Annotated in this window: 16 protein-coding genes and 1 tRNA gene; 7 read left to right on the top strand and 10 right to left on the bottom strand. The window is 62.0% G+C overall.

Annotation, left to right across the window (positions count from 1 at the left end; translation table 11 throughout):
• Nucleotides 1–24: 24 nt before the first annotated feature.
• Complete coding sequence (locus KRX51_RS05970) at nt 25–876, top strand: RecB family exonuclease (RefSeq protein ID WP_218362099.1); 852 nt, start codon at nt 25–27, stop codon at nt 874–876.
• 3 nt (nt 877–879) lie between these two features.
• Here the strand turns inward: KRX51_RS05970 and aspA are convergent, their stop codons facing one another.
• The 4 genes from aspA to KRX51_RS05950 all read right to left on the bottom strand — a co-directional run bounded on the left by aspA (nt 880) and on the right by KRX51_RS05950 (nt 4439).
• Nucleotides 880–2478, bottom strand: coding sequence for an aspartate ammonia-lyase (aspA, locus tag KRX51_RS05965; RefSeq protein WP_218362098.1), 1599 nt, complete (start codon nt 2476–2478; stop codon nt 880–882).
• Between the two features lie 79 nt (nt 2479–2557).
• Complete coding sequence (hisG, locus tag KRX51_RS05960) at nt 2558–3403, bottom strand: ATP phosphoribosyltransferase (RefSeq protein WP_218362096.1); 846 nt, start codon at nt 3401–3403, stop codon at nt 2558–2560.
• A 53-nt stretch (nt 3404–3456) separates the two neighbouring features.
• Complete coding sequence (locus KRX51_RS05955; RefSeq protein WP_218362094.1) at nt 3457–3729, bottom strand: phosphoribosyl-ATP diphosphatase; 273 nt, start codon at nt 3727–3729, stop codon at nt 3457–3459.
• Nucleotides 3730–3752: 23 nt separating this feature from the next.
• Complete coding sequence (locus KRX51_RS05950; protein ID WP_255549515.1) at nt 3753–4439, bottom strand: HAD family phosphatase; 687 nt, start codon at nt 4437–4439, stop codon at nt 3753–3755.
• An 86-nt stretch (nt 4440–4525) separates the two neighbouring features.
• Here KRX51_RS05950 and KRX51_RS05945 point away from each other — a divergent pair, with 86 nt between their 5' ends.
• Nucleotides 4526–5419 carry a thioesterase family protein gene (locus KRX51_RS05945; protein ID WP_218362092.1) on the top strand — a complete coding sequence of 298 codons (894 nt, stop codon included), beginning with the start codon at nt 4526–4528 and terminating at the stop codon, nt 5417–5419.
• 3 nt (nt 5420–5422) lie between these two features.
• Here KRX51_RS05945 and KRX51_RS05940 read toward each other — a convergent pair whose 3' ends face one another.
• From KRX51_RS05940 to KRX51_RS05930, 3 genes are read right to left on the bottom strand one after another with little or no spacing between them, the layout of a single operon-like run.
• Nucleotides 5423–6811, bottom strand: a complete 1389-nt coding sequence (locus KRX51_RS05940) for a DUF2254 domain-containing protein (protein WP_218362091.1) — start codon at nt 6809–6811, stop codon at nt 5423–5425.
• A 3-nt stretch (nt 6812–6814) separates the two neighbouring features.
• Complete coding sequence (gene mshC, locus KRX51_RS05935; protein ID WP_218362090.1) at nt 6815–8074, bottom strand: cysteine--1-D-myo-inosityl 2-amino-2-deoxy-alpha-D-glucopyranoside ligase; 1260 nt, start codon at nt 8072–8074, stop codon at nt 6815–6817.
• A gap of 27 nt (nt 8075–8101) precedes the next feature.
• The gene (locus KRX51_RS05930; RefSeq protein WP_218362089.1) at nt 8102–8947 is read right to left on the bottom strand and encodes an undecaprenyl-diphosphate phosphatase; all 846 of its coding nucleotides are present in this window, start codon (nt 8945–8947) and stop codon (nt 8102–8104) included.
• A gap of 41 nt (nt 8948–8988) precedes the next feature.
• Between KRX51_RS05930 and KRX51_RS05925 the strand changes: the two genes are divergently transcribed.
• The 3 genes from KRX51_RS05925 to KRX51_RS05915 are packed head-to-tail and all read left to right on the top strand — an operon-like array spanning nt 8989 to nt 12260.
• Entirely contained in the window at nt 8989–9924 is a 936-nt protein-coding gene (locus tag KRX51_RS05925; RefSeq protein WP_370625034.1) for an aldo/keto reductase, read from the top strand.
• A 53-nt stretch (nt 9925–9977) separates the two neighbouring features.
• Complete coding sequence (locus tag KRX51_RS05920) at nt 9978–11108, top strand: hypothetical protein (RefSeq protein ID WP_218362088.1); 1131 nt, start codon at nt 9978–9980, stop codon at nt 11106–11108.
• 39 nt (nt 11109–11147) lie between these two features.
• On the top strand, nt 11148–12260 hold the full coding sequence (locus tag KRX51_RS05915; protein ID WP_218362086.1) for a quinone-dependent dihydroorotate dehydrogenase: 1113 nt from the start codon (nt 11148–11150) through the stop codon (nt 12258–12260).
• Nucleotides 12261–12264: 4 nt separating this feature from the next.
• Here the strand turns inward: KRX51_RS05915 and KRX51_RS05910 are convergent, their stop codons facing one another.
• Entirely contained in the window at nt 12265–12801 is a 537-nt protein-coding gene (locus KRX51_RS05910) for a YbhB/YbcL family Raf kinase inhibitor-like protein (RefSeq protein WP_218362084.1), read from the bottom strand.
• A 128-nt stretch (nt 12802–12929) separates the two neighbouring features.
• Between KRX51_RS05910 and KRX51_RS05905 the strand changes: the two genes are divergently transcribed.
• Nucleotides 12930–13015, top strand: a tRNA-Leu gene (locus tag KRX51_RS05905).
• A 61-nt stretch (nt 13016–13076) separates the two neighbouring features.
• Here KRX51_RS05905 and cls read toward each other — a convergent pair.
• Nucleotides 13077–14591, bottom strand: a complete 1515-nt coding sequence (gene cls / locus KRX51_RS05900; protein WP_218362082.1) for a cardiolipin synthase — start codon at nt 14589–14591, stop codon at nt 13077–13079.
• 38 nt (nt 14592–14629) lie between these two features.
• A complete protein-coding gene (locus KRX51_RS05895; RefSeq protein ID WP_218362080.1) occupies nt 14630–15058 on the bottom strand; it encodes a cupin domain-containing protein in 429 nt (142 codons plus the stop codon).
• Nucleotides 15059–15185: 127 nt separating this feature from the next.
• Between KRX51_RS05895 and KRX51_RS05890 the strand changes: the two genes are divergently transcribed.
• The gene (locus tag KRX51_RS05890) at nt 15186–15896 is read left to right on the top strand and encodes a TVP38/TMEM64 family protein (RefSeq protein ID WP_218362078.1); all 711 of its coding nucleotides are present in this window, start codon (nt 15186–15188) and stop codon (nt 15894–15896) included.
• Nucleotides 15897–15925: the final 29 nt, after the last annotated feature.

Raw genomic sequence — 15925 nt, 5'->3', positions numbered from 1 at the left:
GGGCGGCCGCTAGCCTTGCAAATTATGCCCCACCCGCCTGCTGCACCCGAATCGAATGCCGCGCCGGCCCCAGCCAACCGCCGGCGCCTGGCGCTGTCCCCATCGCGTGCCAATGATTACCGGCAATGCCCGTTGAAGTACCGGCTGCGCGCTATCGACAAAATCCCAGAGCCCCAAACCATTGCGCAGGTCAAAGGCACTTTAGTGCATGATGTTTTAGAGCAGATGCACTCGTGGCCGCGTCAGTCGCGCACCTACCCCAATGCTGTTGCGCGGCTCAAACCCACCTGGCGGGAAATGGCCGATAAGGACGCTGAGCTCGATGAACTCGTCGGCGAGGATGACCTGCTGGATTTCCTCATTCAATGCCGAGCTTTGCTCAAGGGGTATTTCATGATGGAAAACCCGCAGGGCTTCGATGCGACTGAGCTAGAGCAGTTCGTCACCGCCCGCCTAGAGGGGGTGCCGGCGCGTGGGTTCATTGACCGGGTGGATGTCGCCCCCACCGGTGAGGTGCGCATCGTGGACTATAAGACCGGCAAAAAGCCCGCGCCACGGTTCCAGAACGAAGCGCTGTTTCAGATGCGTTTTTATGCCCTGGTGTATTGGCGAATCACTGGCCGCGTGCCCGACCAGCTGCGGCTGATGTACCTCAAGGCCGCGGATGACTTGGTGCATGTGCCGCGGGTGCCGGAATTGGAGCGGTTTCAGCGGGAATTGTCGCAGCTGTGGGCCGATATTGTTCGCGATGGTGAATACGGGGATTTCGCGCCGAAGACGAGCAAGCTGTGCGATTGGTGCAGTTTTAAGGACAGCTACTGTCCCGCCTTCGGCCACGAACCCCCGGAATACCCCGGCTGGCCCGGGGCTGCCTAGGTGCTAGGCCGTGTCGTCGGAAGCCTCTGGGGCCTTTTCATCATCGCATTCGCCAGCGACTTCTTCGTGGCTTTCCGACGGTGTGAGCTGCGCGCCCTCGGTATTGTCGTCGGCGGCGCGGGCACGTAGTTCATCCAGGCGGGTTTCCCCCTCGACATAGCGACGCCCGCGGTACTCCGGGTGCATGAGATTGTCGACAGACAGCACCCGTTCGAGCTCTTCCTCATCGAGCAGGCCTTTTTCCAGGATGAGGGTGCGGATGCTCTTGCCGGTGGCTGCGGCCTCCTTGCCGATGACATCGCCCATATGGTGGCCGATGATCGGGTTGAGGTAGGTGATGATGCCGATGGAATTGTCGACGTAGTCGCGGCAGACCTGCTTATTGGCGGTGATGCCATCAATGCACAGCTCCCGCAGCGTGCGCGCGGCCTTGCGTAGCAGGTTAATCGAGGAGAACAGGCACTCGCCGATAACCGGTTCCATGACGTTGAGCTGCAGCTGGCCTGCTTCTGCGGCCATGGACAGGGTCACATCATTGCCGAAGACCTTGAAGCACACCTGGTTGACGACTTCGGGGATGACCGGGTTGACCTTGGCCGGCATGATCGACGAACCTGCGGCGCGCTCAGGCAGGTTGACCTCATTGAAGCCAGCGCGCGGGCCGGAGGACAGCAGGCGCAAGTCATTACAGATCTTGGACAGTTTCATCGCAGTGCGCTTCAGGGAGGAGTGCACATTGACATAACCGCCGGTATCGCTGGTGGCCTCAATGAGGTCCTTGGAGGATTCCACGGTCAGGCCCGTGATTTCGCGCAGTGCCTGCACCGCGGCTTCCCGGTAGCCCTGCGGGGCGTTGACACCAGTGCCGATTGCGGTGGCACCAAGGTTGACCTCAAGAAGCAAAGCAGCGGCACTGGACAGTACTTGCTGTTCTTCGTTGAGGTTATTGCCGAAGGCGTGGAAGGTCTGCCCCAGCGTCATCGGCACCGCATCTTGGAGCTGGGTGCGCCCCATGGTGATGACGTCGTTGAATTCATCGCCCTTATCGTGCAGCGAATAGGCCAGTTCCTCGAGTTCCCCAAGCAGGCCACGCAGCGCGATATGCACAGCCAGGCGGAAGCCGGTGGGGTATGCATCGTTGGTGGACTGGCACTTATTGACGTCGTCATTGGGGTTGACCACGTCGTAGCTGCCCTTGGGGTAGCCCAAGTATTCCAGCGCGAGGTTTGCCACCACCTCGTTGGTGTTCATATTCAGTGACGTGCCCGCCCCGCCCTGGAAAACATCAATGGGGAACTGGTCCATGCAGCGGTGCTTGACCAGGATTTCGTCACAGGCCCAGATGATTGCGTCGGCCACATCGGAAGGAATGGTGTGGATACGACGGTTGGCGATAGCTGCGGCTTTTTTCACCATCACCATGCCGCGAATGAACTCGGGGTGGTCATTGATGGTGCTGTTCGAGATGTCATAGTTTTCCATCGCGCGAACAGTGTGGACGCCGTAGTAGACGTCATTGGAGATCTCCCGGGTACCCAGGAGGTCTTCCTCAATTCGTACGTCGGCCTGGTGGTTGGGGGCGCTGGAAGTATTGGCAGTCATACAATCCACGCTAGCCAAGGTTGCCCAGCTTTGCCTGCGCGCAGCCAGTGCCGACGTGACAGCGGCGAACCGCCTCGAATCAGATACGGGCGATCCGGATATCCGAGGCCAAAATTGCCTGCGCGCCGAGAGCGGCGAGCTTATCCATCACCGGGTTGGCCTGGTCGCGCGGCACCATCGCGCGTACCGCAACCATGTCATCATGCTGCAGCGGCGACACCGTCGGCCCGGACAGGCCCGGGGTGACCTGGGAGGCTTGTTCCAGGTCAGCGCGATTGATGTTGTAGTCAATCATCAGGTAGTTCTTTGCGTGCAGGATGCCGGTGATGCGGGAGAGGAACACATCCTGGTCGGGGTGTGCTTCGGCCCCTTTTCGGGCCACCACAACAGCCTCCGAGGTCACCAGTGGTTCACCGAAGGGAGCTAGTCCTTGTTTGCGCAGCGTGCGCCCGGTGGAGACCACGTCGGCGATAACGTCGGCAACGCCAAGTTTGATGGAAATCTCCACCGCCCCATCGAGGCGAATGACCTCCGCCTTCATGCCGCGGGCTTTCATGTCCTCGCGCACCAGGTTGGGGTACGACGTCGCGATGCGCTTGCCCTCGAGCTTCTCAATGCTCCAGGACTGGTCAGCGGGTGCGGCATAGCGGAAGGTGGAGTCACCAAAACCGAGCTGAAGAACCTCATCGACCGGGGCGAGCGAATCTGCCGCTAGGTCGCGTCCGGTGATGCCCAGATTCAGCTGGCCATTGCCGACGTAAATCGGGATGTCTTTGGGCCGCAGGAAGAAAAACTCAATCCCATTGGCGGCGTCGGTGACGGTGAGCCGCTTGGAATCACCGCGGCCGGGGTAGCCAGCTTCGGTAAGAATCTCGAGGGCGGCTTCAGACAAGGCGCCCTTATTGGGCACGGCGACGCGCAGCATGGTGGCAGAATCTCCTGGGTGGTGTGTGCCGGTGACAGGTCAGTAGGCGAAAACTACAGGGTGCGATAGATATCGTCCGGGGTGAGTCCCCGCCCGACCATCAGCACCTGCAGCCAGTAGATGAGCTGGGAGATTTCCTCGGCCAGTTCCTCATCGGATTCGTATTCGGCGGCCAGCCATACCTCGCCAGCCTCCTCCAGAATCTTCTTGCCCTGGGCATGGACGCCAGCATCTAGCATCGCCACTGTCGACGATCCTTCGGGGCGGTCTTGTGCACGCTGGCGCAGTTGCTCATAAAGGGTTTCGAAGTCTTTCACGGCAGCCATTGTTTCACACCCAGCCTGGTGCTTCACGATGCCGTGGCCAGCCGGTCGTAGAGCGCCGCGAGTTCCTGCAGCGAGATGCGCCCAAAATCACTATCGCCAGTCAGATCACTCAAGCGTGATGCCCCCTCGGCGATATCCCCCTCATCATCAACAGGTGCGGCGATAGTGACGCACCCAGCCGCGACGGCAGCGGTGGCGCCATTGCGGGAATCTTCAATCGCCAGGCAGCGTTGGGGCGTGGTGCCGGCCTGGGCTGCCGCGGCGGCATAAATATCGGGTGCGGGTTTGCCGTGGGCAACGTCGTCGCCGAAGAGCACCCCGTCGAACCAGTCCGGCCCGATCTGTTCCAGGGAGTGCACCGCAACCCGGCGCACCGTATTGGTGACCAGGATCTGTGGGATACCGGCTGCTTTGGCCTCGGCGAGGAGGTTTTGGGTCCCCGGCCGCATTGGTGCCCCCGCGCTGAGTGCCTCGAGGAAAAGCTCGAATAGACGCTCCCCGGCGCGCTCGCGTTGTTTGTCGGTGAGGGTGAGGCCGAGGTAGTTCTCGATGACGCTGACTGTGTGTGGTGCCGAACCGCCGATGGTGGTCTGCCGCAGGTGATCGGGCAGCCGGCCGCCGAGTTCTTCAGACAGCCGGTAGACCCCACTGCCCCATAGCGGCTCGGAGTCGATCAGGGTGCCGTCCATATCCCATAACAATGCGTCCATCACTCGGGGAAGGCTACCTGGTCGCAGTGCTACGGACTTAGTCGGCAATGCCCACACGAATCGTCACACACCGTTATTGTTTTGGCATGGCACATAACGATGTTTTTGGCTCCCCGACTGAATCCCTTGCCGGCAACTCCGCCTATTTCGAACCCCTTGGAGTGCATACCGAAGGCGACACCACCTTCGAATGCTTCCAACCCACCGAGCACACCCACGGCGCCTGGGGTGAATTCCAGCATGGCTCTCCCCCAGCCGCGCTTCTCACCCGCGCCCTGGAACGCTGCGAAGGCGTGGCCCCCGGGATGCGCACTACCCGTATTGCCGTGGACCTGCTTGGCGCTGTGCCCTACACCGAGCTGCGGGTGCGTTCGTGGGTATCGCGGCCAGGCCGGCAAATCTGCAAAGTCGATGCCGAATTGCTCGCTGAGGTCAAAGGCACCTGGCGGGCGGTGGCCTCCGCAGCGGCATGGCGCATGCAGGTACACGACACCGACGTCATCACCCGCGCCCTTGAGCGCGATATCCCGGGTCCCGAACAGTGCCCCGCAGAAGGCAGCGAGATCACCGGCCGCGGCGCCGATGTGCCGCTACTGCAATGGGATGGTGGTTTTATCCGCTCCATCCGGGCCCGCTGTATGCCAGACCCCGATAACCCGGAGGGCCCAATGATCCACTGGGTACGCACCGACCACCCCGTAGTCAGCGGCGAAGAACCCACCACCATCGAGCGCCTGATGAGTGTGGTGGATACCGCCAACGGCATCGGCGCCACCCTGGACCCGAAGAAGTGGGCGTTTATGAACACCGACCTTGTGGTGCACCTGCACCGCGAGCCCACCCCGGGCTGGTTCGGTATCTCCGCGCGCGGTTCCATCGGCCCCGACGGTATCGGCATGACCGCCGGTGAACTCTACGACGAGCACGGCCCGGTCGGCCGGTCGGTGCAGACACTGCTAGTCCGCCCCCAGCCGGAATGAGCCCTACTCGGCATCGGGCAAGCTCTTCGCAGCCGCGCGTAGCCGGGTGATATCAGAGGCCTGAGCGCCGTGGGACTCGGCTTGGTCAATCATGGTGGCCACATGCCCGCGTAACCGCACCGCCAGGCCCGGCTCACATATATGCGGCATTACGCGGGTAGCCATCTCCACCATCGCCTCCAGCACCAAGGGCTGCTCCATTGAATACGGCACGATATGGGTAAACGGCTGATCAATGACATCAGCCGCACTCACCCGCGGAATGGAAGCGCGGATGACGCCATCATCGTCGGCAAGCAGCTGTGGTGGGGCCTGCCGCTGCACCGCAAGGATGAGCCCAGGCACAAGCTCATCGATGGCACCCATAGCCGTGTACGGGTCATTGCTGCCCGGGGACAAGGCGCGCACAGCCAGCTCGACGACCTGCTGCTCAGCAAAAGCCACATCGCGGTACGGGTTGCGCGAATCCTCCACATCAGTGGCGTGGCGCAGCGCGGTATCCAGCGCGGAGACCACATCGTCGGACAGCGGCTGGGTGGAGTCACCATTGCGCCACACTCGGGCCACCACCTCACCGGGGGCCACCGGCGAGCCCACGCCCACCGACAGTTCAATGACCGCATCATTCTTCGCGGCAGCATCGCGCAGGGTGGAACCATCCACGCTGGTGACATAACCAGTGGAGTTGGCGTACAGCTTGCGCACGCCCCCAGAAGGCCTAGTGACCTGCTCTGAATGCGGCGGGCGGAACGGCGGCACCGCGGTGGTCTCCGCAGCGGCGGCGTCCGCACTGTCCTCATCGCGTTCGTGGAAGACCCGTTTGACGGTATCGACGAAGGTGAGTCGGGTGGCGCGGGAGAGAGTCTCCACCCGGATCGACGTAGCGATGTGATTAATGAAGTACACCAGCACAAACACATCAGCCACGGCCAGGAAAATAGCGAAATACACCGCCACGTGCGGCACGAAGTCCCCGCCGGACTCCTCATTGCCCGCCCGGATCGTGCGCAGCACCAACAGTGAGTACACGAACGTGGCGCTGAGCACGCCCAACACCACCTGGTTGCCGCGGTCAGCCATGAAGTTACGCACCAAACGCGGGCCATAACTTGTCGACGCGGTGGCCACCACTGAAATAGTGATGGAGAACGCGGTGCCGGCAACACCGAAAACCGTGGCGCCAATACCCGACAGCATCGACCGTGAGCCGGACACCCCCAACTCCAGCAACCCTTCAGTCACCGACTCGAAGGAATTACTGCGGTCCACCTGCACCAGCACAGAGGCCAGCAGCATCGCCAGCACGATACATAGCGACGGGATGAACCAGAATGACTCCAACGCGGCGAGGCCCTTGCGTTGCATCCGGCGCAACCACGTCTGCATCTTCATGGGTTAACCCCAGGTGGTCTCGTTCGGCATGCCGACGTTGACGCCGAGCAGGCCGCGCACCGCATCAGCCATGAGCTGACCATCGGCAGTATCGACCCGCTCGTGGCCACTGCGCGCGGCCCACCTATCGACCACGGCCAAGGCCGTTGGGGTGTCAATATCATTAGCCAGGGCCTCGCGCAGCTCCACTACAGCCGGGGCGGCCGGGGCGCCTGGGTTGGCAACAGCCTCACGCCACCGCGACAGGCGGTGTTCTGCCTCAGCAAGCACCTGATCGGACCACGGCCGGTCCTGGCGGTAATGACTGGCCAGAATGCCCAGGCGGATCGCCGCCGGATCGTGGCCAGCGGCAGTGAGCTTAGAGACAAACACCAGGTTGCCCAGGGACTTGCTCATCTTTGTGCCGTCCAGCGAAATCATGCCGGTGTGCACATAGTGCAAGGCCATGCGCGGGGCGTCGGCGGCGGCCTCGGCATGGGCGGCGGAGAACTCATGGTGCGGGAAAATCAGGTCGCTGCCACCGCCCTGAATATCGAAGGGCACGCCGAGCCGGTTGCGGGCAATAGCCGAGCACTCGATATGCCAACCGGGCCGGCCAGCACCAAATGGGGCCTCCCAGGACGGCTCGCCCGGCCGGGCCGCGCGCCACAGCAAAGCATCGAGCGGGTCACGTTTGCCGGGGCGATCCGGGTCGCCGCCGCGTTCAGCGAAGAATGTCGACATCGTTGCTTCGTCATAATTCGACTCGTAGCCGAACTGCTTTGTGGCGTCGCGGCGGAAATAGATATCGGCGTAGTCGTCGCCCTCTAGCTGGTAGGCAGAACCATTGGCCAGCAGCTGGGAGACCATCTCGATGACCTCGGGTACGGCCTCAATCGCGCCGATATAGTCCCGCGGCGGGATGACGTCGAGATTGTCCATATCCGAGCGGAACAGTTCGATCTGAGAATCGCCTAGTTCACGCCAGTCCACCCCGTCACGCTCGGCGCGCTCAAACAGCGGATCATCAACATCGGTGATGTTCTGGACGTAGTGCACGTCGTGGCCGTTCGCGAGCAGCACCCGGTGGATGATGTCGAATGCCACATAGGTCGCTGCGTGGCCAAGGTGGGTTGCGTCATAGGGGGTAATGCCACAGACATACAGCCCGGCTACGGGACCTGGGGTCACCAGGTGCACCCCAGCACGGGCGGTGTCGTACAGCTTCAGCGGTACTGGTGCGCCGGGGATAGCGGGCACCTCGGGTGTAGGCCAAGAACGCATGGGGCAAACACTACCGCCCCGGGGTCACTAGGTAGCGGAGAGCACCCCGGCACCAAGCAGACCCATCACGGCGAGACCAACCGGGATGCGGTAGGCAGCGAACCACGCGAAGGAGTGGTTCGACACGAAACGCAGCAACCAGGCAATGGAGGCGTAGCCCACAACGAAGGCGATCAGCGTGCCCACACCCAACTGGGCGGCAGTGGCGGATTGGCCAGCCTGCGGGTCGAAAGCGTCGGGAAGCGAGAATAAGCCCGAGGCCAACACGGCCGGGATTGCCAGCAGGAAGGAGAACCGGGTAGCTACTTCGCGCTCTAGGTTCAGCAGCAGGCCCGCCGAGATGGTGCCACCAGAACGTGACACACCAGGGATCAGCGCCAGGCACTGGGCGCCACCCATAATGAGCGCGTCGCGCATGCGCAGCGAACCGAAACCGCGATTACGCTTCGAGCGGCGTTCTGCCCAGATGAATACCAGGGAGAAACCAGCCAGCACGGCGGCGGTGATCCACAGGTTGCGCAGATTATCGCGGATTAGGTCCTTCCCCAGGAAGCCAACAACACCGACGGGGATGGTGCCGGCGATAACCATCCACCCCATCCGCCACTGGTCCCCACGGGCGGACTTATTAAATAAGCCCCGCACCCAACCAGAGGCGATATTCCAGATATCGCGGGCGAAGTAGACCAGCACCGCGGCCTCGGTGCCGAGTTGAATGACGGCGGTGAACGAGGCGCCAGCATCAGCACCCCAGAACAATTCCGAGACAATACGCAGGTGGCCGGAGGAGCTCACCGGAAGAAATTCGGTGAGGCCCTGCACGATGGACAAACCGATGGTCTGAGACCAGCTCATAGTGGTGGGTTCAATCACGCGGCTAAGGCTACTCGTTCTTGGCACGTAGAGTCGTAACCGTGCGACGACGGATTTTGGGAGCAAGCGGGTTACGTGTTTCTGCGCTGGGCCTTGGCACAGCCACCTGGGGTGCAAGCACCGAACCTGATGAGGCCGCGGCGATTCTCGGGGAGTTCATTGATGCCGGCGGCAATCTTGTTGACGCCACCCCGGTCCAAGGTGGGGTGGCTGCTGCCCAGGTGCTCGGTGACACGCTGCGGCGCCGGGGTATGCGCGATGAGGTGATTCTTTCTGTTGCCTCCGGGGTGGACCCGGCCCGCCCGGTGGGTCGGCGGGTGGATTGTTCGCGCCGGGCGTTGCTTGGTGAGCTAGATGAGGCGCTATCGAGGCTGCGCACTGAGCATATTGATTTGTGGAGCGTGGGCTATTGGGATGGCCATACCCCGCCGGAGGAGGTTGCGGACACCCTGGAGCATGCGGTGCGTACCGGCAAGGTCCGCTATGTCGGGGTGCGTGGTTATAGCGGTTGGCAGTTGGCGGTCACCCATGCCGCTTCTGGTGCGGTGCGTCCGATTGCTGCCCAGGATGAGTACAACTTGCTGCGCCGTGGCCCGGAGCATGAGTTGCTGCCTGCTGGGGAGCACCTGGGGGTGGGGTTTATTGCCGGCGCTCCCCTGGCCCAGGGTGTGTTGACCGGGAAGTACCGCACCACTATTCCCAGTGATTCGCGTGGTGCCTCGGAGTATGCCGACGCTGAGGTGCAGGACTATCTGGATGAGCGCGGCGCGACGATTGTGGGCGCGTTGTGTACTGCGGCGGAGGGGCTTGGTGTGTCGGCGCCGGCGGCGGCCTTGGCCTGGGTGCGGGATCGTCCTGGGGTGAGTTCGGCGTTGGTGTGTGCGCGCACCAGGCAGCAGTTGCGGGAGTTATTGCTTTCCGACGAAGTGGTGTTGCCGGGCGCTATTTGTAGTGCCCTGGATGACGTGTCGTTGTAGCCAGGTTTGGGCCTGCTCTGTGTCAATGCGCCGTGATGGTAGCGTCGGGAGGCGTGAGCAGCCATATCCGTCACCGTATCGCCGCGGCTAGCTGTCTTCTTGCTGCGGCAAGCACCCTGACTGCCTGCGGTGGGTCAGATGAGGACATCGGCCCCATGATGGGCAATGCCACTGCGGCGCCGCCTTCTGCCCCCTCCACTTCGCCTGCAGGCAAGGTTGTGGATCTCGATTATGAGGTCACCAATGCCGTGCAGATTGATGACCGGATTCTTGCCCGTGCGGGCGATAAGGTTATTTCCGGCACTCCCACCAAGCCTGCGGTGAATACCACTGATATTGACCCGGCGTGTGGCGATTTGGCCCCTGCTGGTGGGGTTGCGGTGCTCCCCTGCCCTGATGGCATTCATGTGCTTGCCGACGATGGCAGCACCGCCGCGCTTGTGGGCCGTGGTACTGCCTATTCTTCGGCGGTTGGTCTTGATGATGGCCGCATTTTGGGGCACCGCGCTGATTCTGAGCGCCTCGATGTTTATGGCCCCGGTGGGGAGCTCGATACTGATTTTAAGGCTTCTCGGGTGGGTTCCCAGCTTGTGCCGGTTCCTGGCGATAAGGATCTGGTGTTGGAGATCAATAGCCCGGAGACGTCCATCCATGAGTTGGAGATCGCCGAGGACCGTTTGGGTTCGAGTCTCCGGGTGGGCCTTGGTGTCGCTGAGGCCGCTGTGGGCGATGACGGCACTATTGCGGTGACAGATGCCACCGGCAGCCAGTTGATGATTTATACCGCCACCGATGTGATTCGGCTGCACCAATCGTTCCCGGTGCCCCAGAGCCCGTGGGCTGTTGTGGTGGACAATCAGCGCAATCTGGTGTGGGTGAGCTCTACAGCCGAGGGCATTATCACCGGTTGGGATATTTCGTCTGGTCAGGGCGTGAAGGTAGCCGAATTGGAAGCGGTGACCGACCCGCGTGCGATGGTGCTGTCCGACGGTGGCCTGGTGGTGTATTCCGCCGCTGGCGACGGGGTGCAGCGCATTTCGGCGACTGAGTTGAATGAGGCCATTGCCGCAATGGCTGATACCGCCGACCAGGAGCGCGAATTGCTTGCCCCGGGCCCGGCGAAGGACCGTTTGCCCACGGGTGCGACTGAGACGACAACCCCCGCCCCGCTCGACGAGAATTAACCCTGCCCCGCCCCCGCGTGGGGCGCACTGAGGAGCCCCATGTCGATCCCTGATTTCCGATCTGTGCGCGGCGTCGCCTACCAGGCAGCGCTCAAAGCCATGTTCCAGCTCGACCCGGAGACCATCCACACCTGGATGAATAAGGCTCTGGCCGGGGTCAGTGCCAGCACTGTGGCCCAGCGTGGCCTGGGCCGGGTTTTGCCGGTAACTGACCCGGTGTTGCAGCAGCGGGTGTTTGGGGTGGACTTCCCCGCCCCGCTGGGCCTGGCTGCTGGTTTTGATAAGTCGGCTGGTGCTGCCGATGCGTGGGCCCCGCTGGGGTTTGGTTTCGCTGAACTTGGCACGGTTACTGCCCAGCCGCAGCCGGGTAACCCTAAGCCGCGGTTATTCCGCTTGCCGGCCGATCATGCTGTGCTGAACCGGATGGGTTTCAATAACCCCGGTGCCGCGGCGGTGGCCTCGACCTTGCAGCGCAGGCGCGGCGACGGGGTGATCGGGATCAATATCGGCAAAACGAAGAAGGTGCCGCTGGACGGTGCGGTTGCGGACTACCGGGCCAGCGCCCGGACCTTGTCTGGTGTGGCCGACTACATGGTGGTCAATGTGTCATCGCCGAATACCCCGGGTTTGCGGGATCTGCAGGCGGTGGAGTCACTGCGCCCGATTTTGGCGGCGGTGCAGGAAGAGTCCGATATTCCGGTGTTGGTGAAGATTGCCCCGGATCTCAACGACAGTGATGTGGATGCTGTTGCGGACCTGGCTGTGGAATTGGGCTTGGCCGGCATTGTGGCGACGAATACGACGATTTCCCGGCAGGGTTTAACCACCGCCGCCGATCAGGTCGCTCAGATGGGTGCTGGTGGTATTTCTGGCCGCCCGGTGGCCGAGCGTGCCGAAGAGGTGCTGCGCCGCCTCTATGGGCGGGTGGGCAACCAGTTGGTGCTCATTGGTGTGGGCGGTATCGAAACCCCACGCCAGGCCTGGGCGCGGATTAATGCTGGCGCTACCTTATTGCAGGGCTATACCGGCCTGATTTATGGCGGCCCGGACTGGATCCGCGATATCCACCTCGGCCTGGCCGCACAGGTACGCGCCCACGGCCTGAACTCGATCAGTGCGGCCGTAGGCGCGGGACTTGCCTGGCGGGACTAGCTGATTACTCCGTCGTTTCCCACCACGGCGTGATGATGGCACGGCCGATGCTGTGGAAGTACAGGTTGAAGCCCAGCACCGTCGGGGTGGCGTCGGCGGGTACGTCGAGCGTGTCGACGTCCACGGCGTGCACTGCGTACATATAGCGGTGGGGTGCGTGGTTGGCCGGTGGGTTCGCGCCGTAGTGGCCGCGGATACCGGAGTCGCCGGCGAGCTGAATGGCCCCTTTAGGCAAGGTGGTGGAGTTTTCCTGGCCGGCGTCGCGCTCTAGGCCAGTAGCAGTTGCCGGAATATTGAACACAGCCCAGTGCCAGAAGCCGGCAGCGGTTGGCGCGTCGGGGTCGAAGCAGGTCACCGCGAGGGACTTGGTGCCCTCGGGCAGGTTGGACCAGTTCAACTCTGGGGAGACATTCGACGGTGCGCGGTTGGCCTCGGGGATCGGCTCGCCATCGGTGATATCGGGCGAGGTCAGCGTGAATGACGGCAGGTCTTTCAGTGGCGCATAGGGGTCAGGTCCGGGGAAGTTCGTCGGAGTTGTCATGCAACCAGTGTGCCCAGCTATGACTTTTGATGCCAGTTTTAGGCGTTCTACCAGCTGATTTGTCCGTCAATCCCGCGCCGGGGTACAGTATCGTCCGTTGCCGCGACCACGAGTTGCGGTCACCACCAGTCCGGGTGGCGGAATGGCAGACGCGCTAGCTTGAGGTGCTAGTGTCCTATTAACGGACGTGGGGGTTCAAGTCCCCCTCCGGACACAAAATAAAGGCCGGGTCAGCACTGACCCGGCCTTTGTCATGCGCACCGCGCCCCGTCTGACTACTGCAGCGACGACGTCAGCCGGAACACGTTATCCAAATAGCGTTGCCGCCACGGCCGGTCCTGCCACATCTTTTCCGTCAGCGCAGAAGAGGCCGCGTCGTATTCGTCGGCAAGCGCTACGAGCCGGTCCACGAGCGTGCCGCAGGCGGTGACAATGGTGACCTCGTAGTTGAGGCCAAAGGAGCGCATATCCAGGTTCGACGAGCCGACCACGGCAATCTCATCATCAATGATGAGGAACTTCGCGTGCAGCACATTCGGGGCGGGGAAACGACGAATCTTCACCCCCGCCTCCAGCAACGCCTGGTAGTAGGACTGTTGGGCGTGTCCCACCATGAACTGGTCAGCTTCCTCATTGACATGCAGGCGCACCTCAATGCCCGAATAGGCGGCGGTGGTCAGTGCCATAAGCAGGGACTCATCAGGCACTAAATAAGGACTCACGACGGTGATCCGGTGCCGTGCGGCATAGATGAGGTCATTGAAGACCCGCAGGTTCGGTTCTGTGGTGTAGCCAGGCCCGGACGGTAAAACCTGGACGAGATTAATATCCGGGTCATCGGCGATTGGTTCTTCGATCTTCATCGTGGCGCTGGGCTGCGGCGCTTCGGCTCCCTCACTGGTCCAGTCGACGGCGAAAACCGCATCCAGGTGGGCGGCGATATCGCCCTCAAGTTCGACCATGACGTCATGCCACCGCCTGCCATCACGGTGATTGGCCTCTGACTGGTATTCCGCCTCAATCATATTTTGGCTACCGACGAAGGCATGGCTGCCATCAACGACAAGGATTTTGCGGTGATTACGAAGATCCGGGCGTCGGCTGCGCAACCGAAAGGGACTAATCGGCAGCATGGCGTGCCACTGCACCCCGGTGGCGTTGAGCAGTTTTTTCAGTTTCTTATACCCGGGGTATTTGCGCGAACCAATGGGGTCGACGAGGACTTTGACGTCCACTCCCCTGTTTTTTGCCGCAATGAGTGCATTGACGAAAGGGCGGGTTGTTGGGTCGAGCGCGAAGATATACATCTGCACGTGCACGGTGTGCTTGGCGTGCTCGACTGCGGCGGTCATCGCTGCGATGGACGCGGCGTAGTCCGAATGCACCGCACGGCAGCGGCCTTTGACCGCCGGTGGCCCGGTGAGCTGGCGAATAAGTTTTACCGTGGCGATGAGTTGGCCCGATAGTCCCGGCCCGCGCGTGTCGATCTGAGCATCGGCGGGAATATCGGGAAGGTGCGCGGTGCGGCGCACAATTTCTTTATTTGCGTGTGCCTGAATCCGGTGGCGGCGACCTGTGATGGTCTGCGAGCCAAGGAGTAAGAACAGCGGCAGGCCGACGAACGGCAGCAGCAGGATAATCAGCAGCCAGGCTGTCGACGAGGAGGGGTTACGGTTTTCTGGCACCGTGCCAATGGCAAAGAACTTAATTGTGTAGTCGGCGACGAAAATCGCGATTTGCCACCATTGCACATTGGCCATGTTTGGCCAGAGATCCAGTAACCACTCCATCGCCTCAGCCTAGCGCTCGCTGGGCGAGCCGACGGTGATTAGTCGTGCTGTTCGTTGGGATCGTTTTCGGCATCCTCGAAGGTTTCGTGGATGGTGCCCTGGACATGGTCGGCCGGGCCGTAGATGGAGTACAGCTTCAGCGGCTCATCCCCGGCGTTGAGGACGTTATGCCAGGAGCCAGCGGGCACGAAGGCCGACCAGTCATCTTCGACAACTTCGTCGATATCGAGGTTGTCCTCCGACGGGCCGATCTTGACGTGGGCTTTGCCCTGTTCAATGCGGAGGAACTGGTCGTTGGAGTCGTGAACTTCGGCGCCAATTTCACCGTTGACCGGGATAGCCATGACGGTCATCTGGATGTGCTTGCCGGTCCACAGGGTGTCCCGGAAGTTCTCGTTGTCCAGGGTGGCCTTTTCGATATCGAGGACGTAGGGGTTCGGGCCATGATCGGTTCGAAGATCGGACATGTGCGCTCCTTCACGGGTTGCATCTGATACTGCTTTTCTCAGCAGCCGCAGCGGCCGCTGATGTTCGCAATCGTACGCCGGTTGGTGGTGGCGTCGACCTGCTGCGGGCGCGAGTACGCTCGTAGCGATGTCTGTCAATCGCGCCTCTACTGTGTCTGCCCGTCAGCAGCGCCGCCGAGTGTTCATCGCTGCTGCGGTGTTAGTGATGTCTGCGGTGGTGGTCGCTGTTGTGGGTATCCCGGATTTGTCGGCTATTCGACAGTGGGCGGATGCGGCCGGCCCGTGGTTCCCGGTGCTGTTTGTGGGCATTTATGTGGTGTTTACGCAGTTGCCGATTCCGCGCACGGTGTTCACGGTCAGTACCGGGTTGTTATTCGGCCCGGTGGTGGGTTCTGTGGTGGCGCTGGTGAGCACTGCGATTGCCGCGGCCGTGTCGTTGACTGTGGTGCGTACTCTTGGCCGGGATTGGGTGCGCCGCCGTGTCGATGGCCCTATTTTCGCCGAGGTGGATCGGCGTTTGGCGCGGCGGGGTTGGCTTGCAGTGGGGTCTTTGCGCATGGTTGCCGGGGTGCCGTTTTCCATTCTTAATTACGCGTGTGCGATGACTGCTATCCCTTTGGGGCCCTTTTTGTTGGGCACGGTGGTGGGCTCTGCCCCGGGCACGATTGCGTTGGTGGTGTTGGGTGATGCCTTGACTGGTTCGGTCGATCCGCGGCTGATGATGATTGCCGGTGGGCTTGTGGTGCTGGGGTTGGTGGGGCTTTTTGTGGAGTCGCGGCTGCCTGCGCCGAAGTCTCAGGCAGGTGGGCTTTCCGACGTGGAGGGCGGCGCGGACTAATACGGTCCCCCAAAAGTCAAGTCTTAGGC

The organism is Corynebacterium sp. TAE3-ERU12, assembly GCF_019209905.1.
Lineage (GTDB): Bacteria > Actinomycetota > Actinomycetes > Mycobacteriales > Mycobacteriaceae > Corynebacterium.
Note: the sequence above shows the minus strand (reverse complement) of the source record. Positions and strands in the feature narration are given on the sequence as shown.